Source organism: Acinetobacter sp. FDAARGOS_558, assembly GCF_003937785.1.
GTDB classification, from domain to species: domain Bacteria; phylum Pseudomonadota; class Gammaproteobacteria; order Pseudomonadales; family Moraxellaceae; genus Acinetobacter; species Acinetobacter baumannii.
On sequence record NZ_RKJH01000001.1, the window covers coordinates 1,401,187 to 1,416,175 of the forward strand.

Below are 14,989 nucleotides of genomic sequence, written 5' to 3' on the forward strand. Positions count from 1 at the left end.
TAAGACTCTCAAAAAAGAGTCAAAATTTATAGTTTTTAGACTATATATGCCGACAAAATAGGCAAACATCAAAATGGTCAATTGGGTAATTTCATCGATTTCTTTTAAACAAATTTGTAAAAAAATACAAATGATCTCTACATTCTGCTTTTTTAACCCAGCTAAAGCGGCTTAATGCTTGGTGGCTCGTGGATGGGCCTGATCGTACACTTGGGCCAAATGATCAAAATCAATATGTGTATAAATTTGAGTAGTCGATAAATTGCTATGACCTAACATTTCTTGAACTGAGCGTAAATCACCACTACTTGATAACATATGACTAGCAAAACAATGTCGAAGTAAATGTGGGTGTAAGTCGACATTTACACCCGCTCTTTGTGCCTGAAGTTTTACACGCTTTTCAATTTGCCTAGGAGTTAATGCACCGCCTCGCTGTGAAATGAAAACGGAAGCATTTTGGTCAAAATGGCCTTTCCAGATATTATAAATTTTTAGCCAATTCAATAAGCTTTCTTTTGCCTTTTTCCCAAACGGTACAATACGGGTTTTATTTCCTTTACCTGTAATACGAACGAGTTGACGATTAAAATCAATATCTTTAATTGTTAAGCCTTGCAGTTCAGCGAGCCGTAAACCACTTGAGTACAGTAGTTCCAACATGGCTTTATCTCTTAACCAAAGCTGCTGATCAATTGGTTTTTCAGGCATGGGTTGATCTAAAATTTGATTAACCGTTTCTATGTCAATCATGCCCGGTAAAGGTCTAGGCTGACGTTTCAATTTAAAATCGTCAGTAGGATTAATTTCTAGGTATTTGCCCTGTTCAGCCCACTTCATAAACTGACGAATAGAAGTAAGATGACGTTGCATGCTACTTGAACTTAACTGATTTTGCTCAACACGTTGAGCCAAATATTCACGTAAATCTGAAGCTTCAACATTTCTTAAATCAACTTTTTTAAGCTCACAAAACTCAAGGAAGCTTCTAACATCTCGCTCATAAGCAGTAATTGTATGCTCAGACTGGTTTTGAATTTTTCTTTCTTTTAACCACATTGAGAGCAGTTGTAATGCAAAATCCAAATTGCTCTCCATTTATTTGCCCATTTTTTTGAGTGTACCAAAAACTATTTAATCAGGAAAATTTGATATCGCACAGCATAATGAATCTAACTTATATATTACACTTTATACCAAGTATCCGTTGGACCTTACACCATGACCACCATACTCATTCCTTATTTAATTGCCATTACTTTACTTACCCTTACCCCTGGTTTAGATACAACTTTAATTATTCGTACTGCAACAATTGAAGGAAAATCTAAAGCGTTTCAAGCAGCTCTAGGAATTAGTCTTGGCTGTATTGCTTGGGGAATTGTCGTGGCATGCGGTCTAGGTGCCCTACTGATGGCATCCGACTTAGCATTCAATATATTGAAATGGATGGGCGCCGCTTATTTAGCATGGCTGGGTTTAAATATGATTTTAAAACCTCGTAGTCAGCTCGCAGATATACAAGACAATCATTCAAATCGCTCTACTTCAGAGAATTGGTTTATTAAAGGTTTCTTTGGCAACTTGCTGAATCCAAAAGTTGGCATTTTTTATATTTCATTTCTTCCCCAGTTCATTCCAGCGCAAGCATCGGCTGTTACTTGGGTGATGGGGCTAGTAATGATTCATGTGGTGATTGGCGTGTTATGGTCAAGTCTATTAATTCTGGCTATGCAGCCACTTTCGCGCTATCTAAAGCAACCCAAGTTTGTAAAATATATGGACCGAATTACGGGCAGTATTTTTGTTCTATTCGCTTTGAAATTGGCGTTGAGTAAAAGGTAATAAAATCAAAAAATATTGTACATATAAAAGAAAGCCTCTTTTATCACTTTACAGATGAAAAGAGGCTTCTATTTAGGCCATGCGATTAACCTTGGAAATAACGTAAATCCAAACGTCCATCATATACATGAGTTGTTGGACCAGTCATCCAGACCACATCGCCTTCTTGCCATTCAATTTGTAGCTTACCACCAGCAAGTTCAACTTCTACAGAGTTCGCAAGTAGACCACGGCGCATGCCACTTACCGCAGCGGCACATGCTCCTGTACCACACGCTAGTGTTTCACCCACACCACGTTCAAATACACGTAAGCGAACATGTTTGTTATCAATCACTTGCATGAAACCAGCATTAACGCGCTCAGGGAAACGTTTATGTGATTCAACTTGCGGACCAATACCAGCTACATCAGCAGTTAGTACATCTGGAACTATAGTGACCGCGTGTGGGTTACCCATGTTCACAACATCAATACTAATGTTTTGGTCATTTGCCAGCTCAAGGGTATATAAAGCTTCTGGCTCTTCGGCAACAAATGGAATTTCATTTGGCAGAAACTTTGGGTAACCCATATTTACACGCACCCAACCATTTTGCCCAAGCTCTGGCTTTACAATACCCGCTTTGGTTTGTACGGTAATGTTGGTTTTATTAGTTAAATGACGTTCGTGGACAAAACGGGCAAAACAACGCACACCATTACCACATTGCTCAACCTCAGAACCATCTGCATTGAAAATACGGTATTTAAAATCAGCTTCGGGTACATCTGGTGGTTCAACAATTAAAAGCTGATCAAACCCCACACCAAAGTGTCGGTCTGCCAAACGTTGAATTGTTGCAGTATCTAAATAAGCTCTTTGGCTAATTAGATCAACCACCATGAAATCATTGCCTAAACCATGCATTTTGGTAAATTCTAATAACATCTCATTTACTCCTCAGGCAATAAACGTTCTTTTTCCCAAAGCGACTCAACCGTTTCACGTTCACGAATTAAATAGCTTTTTTCACCTGATACCATGACTTCTGCTGCACGGCCACGCGTGTTGTAATTTGAGCTCATGACAAAACCATAAGCCCCGGCACCCAGTACAGTCAACAAGTCATTTTCTTGTAATGCGAGTGAGCGGTCTTTACCAATGAAATCACCTGTCTCACAAATTGCACCAACTAAATCCCAAGTTTTTTCTTCGGTATCTGTACGTGGTACAACAGGTTGAATATCCATCCAAGCTTCATATAAAGCAGGACGAATTAAATCATTCATTGCTGCATCAATAATCGCAAAGTTACGATGCGTCGTTGGTTTAAGCAAATCAACTTTGGTTAAAAGTACACCTGCATTTGCACTGATGCTACGACCCGGCTCCATATAAACTTTCAAGCCTAATTTTTCTAAAGCCGGCTTCATAGAGTTTGCATATTCTTCAACACTTGGTGGTGTTTCATCTTTATAACAAACCCCTAAACCACCACCGATATCGATATGTTTCAGATTAATGCCTAGTTTTTTCAACTCATCAATCATCACAATGACACGGTCTAAAGCATCAACAAATGGTTTAGTTTCAGTGAGCTGTGAACCAATGTGGCAATCAATACCTACGATTTCAAGGTTAGGTAAAGATGCAGCATATTGATAAGTTTCATAAACTGCATCACTTGGAATACCAAATTTATTTTCTTTTAATCCTGTTGAAATATAAGGATGCGTTTTTGCATCGACATCAGGATTTACACGTAAAGAAATAGGCGCTTTTTTGCCTAGGCGAGCTGCTACTTTTTGAATACGGTCCAACTCTGCATAAGACTCGACATTAAAACAGGCAATCCCTACATTTAATGACGTTTCAATATCAGCTTCAGTTTTACCTAAACCTGAAAAAACAATTTTAGAAGCATCGCCACCTGCTTTTAAAACACGTGCTAGCTCACCACCAGACACAATGTCAAAACCCGCACCAAGTTTTGCCAAGACATTAAGAACAGCTATATTGGAGTTCGACTTCACCGCAAAACAGATTTGATGATCAATAAAGTCAAAGGCACGATCCATATCTAAATAATGTTTTTCAAAAGCTGCTTTTGAATAAACATATAACGGTGTGCCAAATTGCTGCGCAAGCTGCTCTAGAGAACATTGCTCTGCATGCAATACTCCATTAATGCGGGTGAAACTCATGAAAGTGTCCTTATTTCAAAGCTTAAGGTGATGTAGTTTGTGGTTGAGCGGCTGATGATTCGACTGACTGTTCAGCCTGTTCATCTTGTTGCACAACTTGTTTCTGTTCTTTATTACGATAGAGCAAGTATTTTGCACGTTTGTCATAATTTGGATCAGAAGGTAGCTGCAATGCTCCTGACTGACCGCAAGCGCTAAGCAAAATACTGCTGCTCAATAAACTGATGAGGCAAATGACACGACGCATCTGAGCACCTGATTTAAACAATTCGATGCAGTATACCGTGATCAGGCAAGCGGCTAAAGAGTAAACTTGAATAGAAAAACAATATGCATAAAAAACGCCAGCTTTTCAGCCAGCGTTTGATCATAACCAAATAAATTTAATTATTTTTTATGACGTGGTTTATAGAAGAAGAAATAACCAATGATCAAAATAACAAACCAAATTGGGCTGACTTTAAGCGCTTTAAAAGTGTCTGGCTCTAAAGACAATACGTAAATCATACCAATAAAGAAAATAATCGTGATCCAACATGTAAATAAGCCACCCGGCAATTTAAATGTTGATTTGGCATGCAGTTCAGGACGCGTGGTGTAATAACGGATGTAACTCCAGATAATAAGCAACCACACGCAGATGAAGAGAATCGTTGAAAGTGTTGTTGCAAGCGTAAATGCTTCAACTGTATTTGGTACAAAATACTGTAATGCTGCACCTAACAATAAACATGCAGCAGAGAAATACAATGCATTTGCCGGTACTGCACGTCTGTTCAGCTTACCAAAAGCTTTTGGCCCCTGATCTTCACGAGATAAACCAAACAACATACGACTTGTTGAGAATACACCACTGTTCATGGATGACATGACTGATGACAATACCACCAAGTTCATCAAAATTGCGGCTGCCGCTACCCCTGCTTGACTAAACAGGTTTACAAATGGACTGATCGCCGGATCAATTCTGTTCCATGGTGTTACTGACATTACAATGAGTAGCGCCAATACATAGAAAATAATGATACGGATTGGAATTGAGTTAATCGCTTTAGGCAAATTACGCTCAGGGTCTTTAGTTTCCGCAGCTGTTGTTCCTACAAGCTCGACACCCACGAAAGCAAAAATTGCAATCTGGAAACCAGCCAAGAAGCCATGCACACCTGTTGGGAAGAAACCGCCATTTGCCCAAAGATGAGTAAATGAAGCGACTTCACCTGTAGTAGACGTAAAGCCTGTAAAGATCATCCACAGACCCACTGCAATTAAAATAATAATCGCAAGGATTTTAATAAGTGCAAACCAGAACTCTAATTCACCAAACAATCGAACTGTTAATAAGTTCAATCCCATAATGAACACAATCGCGGCAACACTAATCATTGCGCCTTCAACAGGCGAGAAAGGTAAGCCATTATTGAAGAACTGTAAGTAATAAATAATTGCAGACAGATCGGCGATACCAATCGTGATCCAACACAACCAGTAGGTCCAACCCACGAAGTAACCAGCCCATGGGCCAATTAAATCGGTAGAAAAATCAATAAATGATTTATAGGTTAAATTTGACAGAAGAAGTTCGCCAAGCGCACGCATGACAAAAAACACCATCAAACCAATAATCATATAAATAAATAAGATAGAAGGTCCGGCAAGACTAATTGTTTTACCTGAACCCATAAATAATCCGGTACCGATGGCACCACCAATCGCGATCAGCTGTAAATGCCGATTAGAGAGACTACGATGGAGCTCACCTTGTTCATGAGGGTCGCTCAGATTTTGATTCGACATTTTATGAATACACTCCAGTAATTTTTTTAGTCCGTTAGCTAAAATCAAATCAAAAAGACGATATCGCACCATTTGCAGGTATCTTTTAAATGTATATTTTTTGACAACTTTTCAGCTAACCAATTTTTGTCTGTATTGCTGATAATTTCAAGATACATACAATTAAATCCGATAATACGCACAAGAACCTAGCAATACAACGCACTTTTCAGTCTAAAATTAAGACTTGAACTACTTTGATTTTTAAATTAAAAAGCCATATCAATTGATCAACTTTTTAACTACCAATTCCCTCTCGAGCTTCTAATACTTTCTCGAAATTTGACTGACTACTACGTTATCTCTCTATTTTTAAAACATGACATTTACTCTTTAATTTTGCTCACCGAAGCTTAAGCAAAATGTATTCCATATCGATTAAGTTCTCTATTGGGCTTTTTGCTATACTCTGCTTTTAATGATTATGAAGTTATCTCACTGAAGTCGAATATGAGCAAAGTCAAAACCGTTTACCGTTGCGAGCAATGTGGTGCCGATCATCTAAAATGGGCAGGTCAATGTTCAGAGTGTGGTGAATGGAATTGTCTTAATGAAGTCAAACTAGAACCCACCACTGCTCATCGTGCACGTCCTAAAGTTGGGGGTTATGCGGGTCAAGTCGCCAATATTACAACGCTTAATAAAGTCTCTGTTTCTCATGAAACCCGTTTACCAACAGGCATTAGTGAATTTGACCGAGTGCTTGGCGGTGGTTTGGTAACAGGTTCTGTAGTACTCATTGGTGGTGACCCAGGTATTGGTAAATCGACCATTCTTTTACAAACAGCAACTCACATGGCAAGTGCAAAAAGTTCTGCGCTTTATATTACGGGTGAGGAATCGCTGTCACAGGTTGCCTTACGCGCCCAACGCCTTGACCTACCAACAGACCAGTTAAAAGTCATGGCTGAAACTTGTGTCGAACGCATTTGTGAAGTTTTAGAACAAGAACGTCCTGTTGTCGCAATTTTGGACTCTATCCAAACGCTTTACACAGAAACGCTTCAATCTGCGCCGGGTGGGGTTTCACAAATTCGTGAATCTGCTGCGTTATTAACCCGTTATGCAAAAAATAGTGGCACGGCGCTATTTATTGTTGGTCACGTGACCAAAGAAGGTGCATTGGCAGGTCCTCGTGTTTTAGAACACATGGTGGACTGCGTACTTTACTTTGAAGGCCAATCAGACTCACGTTATCGAATGATTCGTGCAGTGAAAAACCGTTTTGGTGCAGTCAATGAGCTTGGTGTATTTGGCATGACCGATAAAGGCTTACGTGAAGTGGCTAACCCTTCTGCTATATTTTTAAGTCGTTATGACGAAGCCATTCCCGGTTCAATTGTCATGATCAGCCGTGAAGGAACTCGCCCGCTTTTAGTTGAAGTTCAGGCTTTAGTCGATGATGCTCAAGGACAACCAAGACGTGTTGCACTTGGTCTTGAACAAAACCGTTTAAACATGCTGCTTGCTGTTATGCATCGTCATGGTGGTGTACAAACCACCGGACAAGACGTGTATGTCAATATTGTAGGTGGTTTAAAAATTACCGAAACAGGTTCGGACTTGGCTGTTTTACTTGCATGTGCTTCGAGTTTACGAACAAAAGCCTTACCTCAGCAGCTTGCAGTTTTTGGTGAAGTTGGTCTTTCAGGTGAAATCCGACCTGTACCTAATGGTCAGGAACGTTTAAAAGAAGCAGCAAAACATGGGTTTAAATACGTCATCTTACCAAGAGGTAACGCCCCGCAAAAAGCAATTCCGGGCGTACAAGTGATTGCTGTTGCCCGCTTGCATGAAGCCTTGACTGAGGCGATGCAACTCAGTGATGAATTGACATAAAAAAACATACTTTTAAGGTTGAAATTTAGAGTAAATACCTGCATAAATACTATTACAAATTAACTTTAAACAGGAATTTCCTATGGAAGTACACCAGCGTGGCTTGATTACCGGTATTTTAATGGCTGCTTTAGCAATTTCTCCGCTTGCTGAAGCTAAACGTGCAGGTGGTGGTAAAAGCCACGGTATGGCACGTTCTACTACTTCAAGCCAGTCTTATCAACAACCTCGTCAAGTGACTCCAGTTCAACAACCTGCTACAGCACCTCAGAGATCTGGTCCGGGTGTCGGTTCAATGGTTGCCGCTGGTGTGGCTGGTGCTGCCGTAGGTGCTGTTGCAGCAAATGCTTTAGCAGATGACAAATCAACATCAGCTGAACACCAAGTAACTCAACCGGGTAATGAACAAGCTGTTCAAGCCCAAGAAGAGAAAAAAGGTGGTATCCCTGGCTGGCTTTGGGTATTACTTGCAGCCGCTGTAGCTTTCTTTGTATTCCGTAAATTGGGATCAAAAAAAAAATTAGCAGCTAATAACCCTTATGCACCAAACAATGGCGGTCAAAACCCATTTGGCCGCTCGGCAGCTCCAACCAATACAGGTGACAATACCAATATCTTTGGCCAATCTGTAGGTGGTGGTGCAGCAACACAAGCTCCTTTTGGTAGCGCAACGACGAATAGCGGTAACCAATTACCAGATGGTAGTGAGCCTGCTTCTTTCTTACGCGTTGCCCGTCAGCGTTTTAACCACATTCAGTCAATCAATAGTGCAAGTAACATTGAAGAAATTCGTCGTTACTTAACCCCTGAACTTTATAACTCTATGTATAACGACATCATGGAGAACCAAGATCAGGACGTTGCTGAGTTTAGTAACTTAAATGCAATGGTTGTAGACAGTGCGACTGAAAATGGTCAATACATTGTGAGCGTACGTTTCACAGGTACAGTAAGTGAAGATTTAAACAGCTTGCCACAGCCATTTACTGAAATCTGGCACTTTGTAAAACCTGTTGGTTCACAGCAAGATTGGGTTGTTGCAGGTATTCAACAAGCCTAACTTAAATAAGTTCTAAATAAAAAAGCCACATTATTGTGGCTTTTTTATTTCGTTGTTTTCAGGCAATTTCGGCTGGAAAAGCAATGACTTTTTCAATTTTAAGTTGATCGGTTGCAACCATGAGTAATCGGTCAATTCCCAAAGCGATCCCTGAACATTCAGGCATATGAGGTAACGCAGCCAACAAGTGCTCATCTAATGGCATGATATGAAGTCCTTGTTTAGCTCGCTCTGCATTATCTGCTTCAAAGCGAGAACGCAACACGTCTGAATCCAGCAATTCATCATAGGCATTGGCAAGCTCTAAGCCCTCAATATAAACCTCAAAACGCGCTGCGACCTCTTCCCCATCTTCATCTACTTTCACTTTTGCCAAAGACGCCATTTCTGGTGGAAAGTCAGTTAAAAAGACAGGTGCATCAAACCCTAAACTCGGTTCAACAAAATGAGAAAACAACAAATCCATATAAGCTAAACGGTCATCGCCCAAGTCGAGATTTAACCCAACACGATTTGCTGTGTCTTTAAGTTGCTTTAAAGTCGCTTGCAACGGGTTAATATCTAAACGGTCCTGAAAAGCATGCTTATAACTTAAAATAAACGGACGAACTTCACCAAAACGATGTTGCAAACAGGTTTGCAATAAATCGGCTGTTTCGTGCATTAACGCTTTTAAGTCCAGACCCGGACGGTACCATTCAAGCATGGTAAATTCACTGTTGTGTTTGCGCCCGTGCTCATCGTCTCGGAAGACCTTACAGATTTGATAAATCGGTCCGCTGCCACTTGCCAGTAAACGTTTCATGGTAAATTCAGGCGAAGTCTGTAAATACTGAGTCTGCAATTTGCCATTGATATGACGTAAAGCCTGAACTGAGGCTAAATGTACGTCAGTCACACCTGCTTGTGAAACCACGGGTGTTTCAACTTCCATGACACCACGTTCTGCAAAAAACTGACGGATTTGAGTATAGAGCTTGGCACGAGCCTTTAAAGCATCAATTGAACAAGTAGGTTGATAACTTAAACTCATGCCTGTGGTCCCCCGTGAGCTGCCCATTCACGGCGCAGCGGATAATTCTTACGTAATAAATCAAATGCTTTTTGCTCTACCTTGCCCTCTTTAACACAGGCACGGAGGTTGGCATCATCTTGAGCAATATCATAAATTTGAGATATTTTTTGCTTTAACACTGCTTTTAAATCATGTCCTGAAAAATAGTCTTCACATGCAGGTAACTGGGTTTCGAAACGCTTATTAATGTCATATCCAAATTTTTGACAAAACGCTTCATAAATCATTTGCGTACCACGAGCTTTTCCTTCCAAACTATAACCTGCAATATGCGGTGTCGCCAAAGCCAACATATTTAAAAGCTCTTCAGATATCACTGGCTCATGCTCAAATACATCGAGTACCACTTTACGCTGGGTACGTTGAATGTCTTCGATTAAAGCGGCTTCTTTTACGACCGGACCGCGTGCACTATTAATCAAAATTGTGTCAGGTTGAAGCGCTGCAAAAGCTTTTTCGTCAAACAAATGATATGTCGCATGTTCGCCTTTTTTGGTCAGCGGTACATGAATTGAAACTGCATTGGCTTGTTGCAACAAGGCTTGAAAGCTTACATTTTCAATTGAATCTAACTGTACATAGGGGTCGAAGCCAATCACTTTCCAACCAAGCAACTGAGCCATATAGGCCAAGCGCTTACCGACATTGCCAAGACCCACAATACCTAGCGTAAATTTTTCTTGTTGTTCTAAAAGGCTAGCATCAAAATGCAGTAAAGCTGTAATCACATATTCAGCAACCGCCTGTGCATTACAACCTGCGGCATTGGCCCATGTAATGCCATGCTTTTCTAAAGCTTGAATATCTAAATGATCGGTCCCGATTGTGGCACTGCCCACATATTTTAGGGCGGTATTTTGAATTAAACTTTCATTTACTGCGGTGACTGAACGAACCAATAAAGCTTCAGCATCTTGTACGTCTGTATGGGTTAAGGTGCGCCCTGCTTTATGTTGAATATCGCCAAACTCTGAAAAAAAGTAATCGGTAAACGCCAAATTTTCATCTGCGACGATTTTCATGGTCTGCAACCCATAGCTTATAAAAACGTTATTATCCTTTGAGTTGTGGCAAAGTACAATGTTAAGGGTATTAAATTAGTACAGGGTTTCAAGACTCAGTTCACTTACAAACCACCACCAAAATAAAAGTAAACCATCACAGCAAGTGTGAGCCAAATTAAAATAATAAGTACGGCAACCAAATAGTTTTTTGGCCGCTTTTCATGTTCATCTAGCCATTCTTTAGCTTGTTGTTCAGCATCGAAAATGACTTGCTGAGGCGTAAAACGAACTGCTAACCAAATGAGTATGGGTAAAATAACCGCGTCATCAATGAAGCCTAAAATAGGAATAAAGTCTGGAATTAAGTCGATTGGACTAAACGCATAAGCCACCGCTACCACAGCAATAATTTTGGGTAACCACGGCATTTGAGGATGCCTTGAGGCAAACCAAAGCATAATAATTTGTTTTTTTAGACGTTTTGCCCATTCTTTTATTGATTGTACCCAAGACATTTGGACAGACTCTGAACCTTTAGAATTTTATAATAATCTATAAAAACTAACCTTAGCTTAAAAGTGAAAGGAATATCGAATGAACTTTCCCCTAATTCTTTCACATTAAAAGATATATTTTATATTTCCGTATATAAAACAAATCCATCGCCCCTACAAAAGCTTGCCAAAGTCAGGCCAGATTGCTTAGCTAACTGAATGGCCATACTGGTAGGCGCTGAAATTGAAGCAAGCAAGCCAATATTGAGCTGAGCACATTTTCGTATCAGTTCATAACTTGCCCGACTGGTCATCACCACAAAACCCAAACTGGTGTCGTAGTTTTCTTGCGCTAAATAACCGAGCAATTTGTCTAAGGCGTTATGGCGGCCAACATCTTCAAATAAAGCCACGATTTGACCGTCAACTACCCACGCTGCGGCATGCGCCCCACCCGTTAAAGCAGTAATTTCTTGTTGAGTTTTTAAATGGGAAATAGCACTCGGAATTTGCTCAAGCCATATTTTTGATGCATGCGTTGTAATTTTTGGCACGTCTAACTGAAACTGCTCTAAGCTTTCAATTCCACATAAACCGCAGCCTGTACGACCGACCATCATACGGCGGTGTTCCTTTAAGGCAGTAAATGCTCTCGATGAAATGGTCATTTCCACCGTAATGCCTAATTCATTTTGATGCACATCAAGGGCATATAGCTCTTTTAAGCTGGTTAAAATTCCTTCCGAGAGACTAAAACCTTTAGCAAATAAATCGACATCGGTCGGTGTCGCCATCATCACCGCATGCGAAATACCGTTATATACCAAGGCAATTGGGTACTCTTGCACAATATGATCTAAGACATTTTCAGATTCGGTTTTGTTAAACCGCTGTACTGGCAATGTTTCAACCCCATAAGCATGTGGTGTCAAAATTATTTCCTTTACTTCAAAATGGCGCTTGTTTAGAGCGCCTTTTGCTTAAATTTCATTTTAAAAAAATCAGATTCACTTAAAGACTGCTAACTTTCTTATTGGCATCTTCAGGGTCAACGGCTGTTGCCAAGTTAAAATGCTCTGGCGCATTTCCGGGATGTAAAATCACAGGAACACTTTTAGAAGCCGGAATCTTGGCATATTTATCATGACTGCTTAAGGCCACCAAAGGATTGGTTTCCGGATAGTAAGCCGCTAAGCTGCCGCGTGGAATGTTGTACGGCACAATACGGAAACTATGCACAATACGCTTCACACCGTCGGAGAAAACACTTTCAATATCAACCCACTGATTTGCTTCAAAGCCCGCTTCATCAATATCGGCTTGGTTCATAAACAACACACGGCGCTGACCAAACACCCCACGGTAACGATCATCCAGACCATATAAAGTGGTGTTGTATTGGTCGTGAGATCGGGTGGTCATTAAGGTATAAACCTTACTTTCGGTATATGCGGCAGCGTACTGATTTTCTTTATCCGCATAGACTTCTTCAAGTGGCGTAATCAGAAATTGCGCTTTACCACTCTTTGTATTCCAGATGTGCTGATTAGCTGGATGTTCTAAATGGAAACCGCCGGGTTTATAAACGCGTAAATTAAAATCATGGAATTCATCAAACACATCGGCAATTGAGTCACGAATGCGGTCATAGCTTTCGATGTACCATTTCCATTTAATCTGACTCTCTGGCAGCACGGCCTCAGCCATTCTTGCCACAATATCGGGTTCAGACAAAATATTTTTAGAAATTGGAGTATTACGCCCTGCCGACAAGTGGACATTACTCATTGAGTCTTCAACTGTAATAGCTTGTGGTCCATGAAGCTGCTCATCAATTTCGGTACGGCCTAAACATGGCAAAATAAGCGCATCTTTACCACACACCAAGTGGCTACGATTTAACTTGGTTGCCACATGTACGGTTAAATTACATTTTCTAAGCGCTTCTTGTGTATAAGCGGTGTCAGGTGTTGCAACAGCAAAGTTTCCGCCCAAACCAATAAAGACTTTGATATCACCTTCGGCCATGGCTTTAATGGTTTCAACCACACCATATCCATTTTTTCTTGGTGATTTAATACCGAACACACGGTCAATATTGTCGAGAAGTTTCGGGCTTGGGAGTTCATTAATGCCCATAGTGCGGTCGCCTTGCACGTTACTGTGCCCACGAACCGGACAAAGCCCTGCACCCGGTCTGCCAATTTGACCACGCGCCAACAATAAATTTGCCAGCATATGTACGTTAGCAGTTCCGTGACGATGCTGGGTAATCCCCATACCCCAACAGAAAATTGAACGCTCTGACTCTAAAAAGAGTTTAGCCAGTTTTTCCAAATGTTCAGGTGACAGACCTGAGTGCTTATAAAGATCCGCCCACTCCGTTCTTTCTACCTCGGCAATCATTTCGTCGAAACCAACGGTATTGACTGCAATAAAGTTTCGGTCAAAAACGCTTGGTTTACCTGAGGCAAGCGCCTTTTTATCCCACTCATGTAAGTGCTTTAAAATACCTAACATCAGTGCATAGTCGCCGCCAATTTTAGGTTGGAAATAATAGCGGCTAATTGGTGTACTGCCATTGGTCATCATTTCAAGCGGTGCTTGCGGGTCTTGGAAACGCTCAAGGCCTCGCTCTTTAATAGGGTTAATCGCAATAATGTTGCCGCCGCGTTTAGACACTTCACGCAAAGTACCTAACATACGTGGATGGTTGGTTCCCGGGTTGTGCCCAAAACTAAAAATGGCGTCGGCTAAATCAAAATCTTCTAAGGTGACTGTGCCTTTTCCTAAACCAATCGAGTCGAGCAAACCAACACTTGTGGTTTCATGACACATGTTTGAGCAGTCGGGAAAGTTATTTGTACCAAAGCTTCGTACAAATAATTGATATAAAAATGCTGCTTCGTTACTGGCACGGCCCGAGGTATAAAATGCCGCTTGGTCTGGATGATCTAGCGCATGCAAATGTTGAGCGATGAGCTTAAAGGCATCGTCCCATGAAATAGGCACATATTTATCGGTTGCAGCATCATAACGAACTGGGTCTGTTAAGCGGCCTAGGTCTTCTAGAAAAAAGTCACTTTGTTCTGATAACCAACTGACGGTATGACCTGCAAAATATTCAGGAGTGACGGTTTTACTAGTCGCTTCAAAAGCAACCGCCTTTGCACCATTTTCACAGAAGTTAAATGCGTGAGCATCTTTCTTTTCTGGCCATGCACAGCCGGGACAGTCAAAACCTGTAGGCTGGTTAATGTTGAGTAAGGTAATTGAACCTTTACCTAAAATATCTTGTCGCTTTAAGTTTCGAGCAACACTGAGCAGTGCGCCCCACCCGCCAGCAGGATGAGTATATGGCTCAATTCGCGCAAAACCGTTATTTTCCTGTATGTGCTTTTGTTCTTCTGAATTATCCACTTTTTCATCCTCTTATCTTTTTTACACTCAACAGGCTCAGTGAAATCACAATTTAATTATGGTTTTATCAAAGCTACCCGCTGTTTACCCATGAGTAGAGTCCACTTTTTATATTATTGCCACTATGCTAAAAGCCGGCTCAACCGTTCTTATAATATGTGCCATATTCTTTACAATTACAATAATTCAAGCCAACAACGTTATTTATATAAAAACATACAAAACAATGATT

The 14,989-nt window shown here is 40.7% G+C and carries 13 protein-coding genes; 3 read left to right on the plus strand and 10 right to left on the minus strand.

Going from position 1 to position 14,989, the window contains the following annotated elements; genetic code table 11:
* Positions 1-171: 171 nt before the first annotated feature.
* A complete protein-coding gene (gene xerA / locus EGT34_RS06745) occupies positions 172-1,059 on the minus strand; it encodes a site-specific tyrosine recombinase/integron integrase (protein ID WP_070148719.1) in 888 nt (295 codons plus the stop codon).
* Between the two features lie 162 nt (positions 1,060-1,221).
* Between xerA and EGT34_RS06750 the strand changes: the two genes are divergently transcribed.
* Positions 1,222-1,845, plus strand: a complete 624-nt coding sequence (locus EGT34_RS06750) for a LysE family translocator (RefSeq protein ID WP_000207640.1) — start codon at positions 1,222-1,224, stop codon at positions 1,843-1,845.
* A gap of 85 nt (positions 1,846-1,930) precedes the next feature.
* Here the strand turns inward: EGT34_RS06750 and dapF are convergent, their stop codons facing one another.
* The 4 genes from dapF to EGT34_RS06770 all read right to left on the minus strand — a co-directional run bounded on the left by dapF (position 1,931) and on the right by EGT34_RS06770 (position 5,826).
* Positions 1,931-2,776: a diaminopimelate epimerase gene (dapF, locus tag EGT34_RS06755; protein ID WP_000923485.1), complete on the minus strand. Its 846-nt coding sequence runs from the start codon at positions 2,774-2,776 to the stop codon at positions 1,931-1,933.
* 5 nt (positions 2,777-2,781) lie between these two features.
* Entirely contained in the window at positions 2,782-4,032 is a 1,251-nt protein-coding gene (gene lysA, locus EGT34_RS06760) for a diaminopimelate decarboxylase (protein WP_000011145.1), read from the minus strand.
* 22 nt (positions 4,033-4,054) lie between these two features.
* Positions 4,055-4,279 (minus strand): LPS translocon maturation chaperone LptM, encoded by a 225-nt coding sequence (gene lptM, locus EGT34_RS06765; protein WP_001255198.1) that lies wholly within the window; start codon positions 4,277-4,279, stop codon positions 4,055-4,057.
* A gap of 140 nt (positions 4,280-4,419) precedes the next feature.
* The gene (locus tag EGT34_RS06770; RefSeq protein ID WP_000070815.1) at positions 4,420-5,826 is read right to left on the minus strand and encodes an amino acid permease; all 1,407 of its coding nucleotides are present in this window, start codon (positions 5,824-5,826) and stop codon (positions 4,420-4,422) included.
* 489 nt (positions 5,827-6,315) lie between these two features.
* Between EGT34_RS06770 and radA the strand changes: the two genes are divergently transcribed.
* Complete coding sequence (radA, locus tag EGT34_RS06775) at positions 6,316-7,704, plus strand: DNA repair protein RadA (RefSeq protein ID WP_000048860.1); 1,389 nt, start codon at positions 6,316-6,318, stop codon at positions 7,702-7,704.
* Between the two features lie 82 nt (positions 7,705-7,786).
* Complete coding sequence (locus EGT34_RS06780; protein WP_000451848.1) at positions 7,787-8,764, plus strand: Tim44 domain-containing protein; 978 nt, start codon at positions 7,787-7,789, stop codon at positions 8,762-8,764.
* A 58-nt stretch (positions 8,765-8,822) separates the two neighbouring features.
* Here EGT34_RS06780 and epmA read toward each other — a convergent pair whose 3' ends face one another.
* From epmA to EGT34_RS06805, 5 genes are all read right to left on the minus strand, one after another.
* Entirely contained in the window at positions 8,823-9,797 is a 975-nt protein-coding gene (gene epmA / locus EGT34_RS06785) for an EF-P lysine aminoacylase EpmA (protein ID WP_000059551.1), read from the minus strand.
* Positions 9,794-10,861, minus strand: coding sequence for a 4-phosphoerythronate dehydrogenase (locus EGT34_RS06790; RefSeq protein WP_000706070.1), 1,068 nt, complete (start codon positions 10,859-10,861; stop codon positions 9,794-9,796). The genes epmA and EGT34_RS06790 overlap by 4 nt, the downstream gene beginning before the upstream one ends.
* A gap of 104 nt (positions 10,862-10,965) precedes the next feature.
* Positions 10,966-11,358 (minus strand): YkvA family protein, encoded by a 393-nt coding sequence (locus EGT34_RS06795; protein ID WP_000119199.1) that lies wholly within the window; start codon positions 11,356-11,358, stop codon positions 10,966-10,968.
* A gap of 119 nt (positions 11,359-11,477) precedes the next feature.
* A complete protein-coding gene (gene fdhD, locus EGT34_RS06800; protein WP_000187635.1) occupies positions 11,478-12,269 on the minus strand; it encodes a formate dehydrogenase accessory sulfurtransferase FdhD in 792 nt (263 codons plus the stop codon).
* Positions 12,270-12,348: 79 nt separating this feature from the next.
* A complete protein-coding gene (locus EGT34_RS06805) occupies positions 12,349-14,757 on the minus strand; it encodes an FdhF/YdeP family oxidoreductase (RefSeq protein ID WP_000370439.1) in 2,409 nt (802 codons plus the stop codon).
* Positions 14,758-14,989 lie beyond the last annotated feature (232 nt).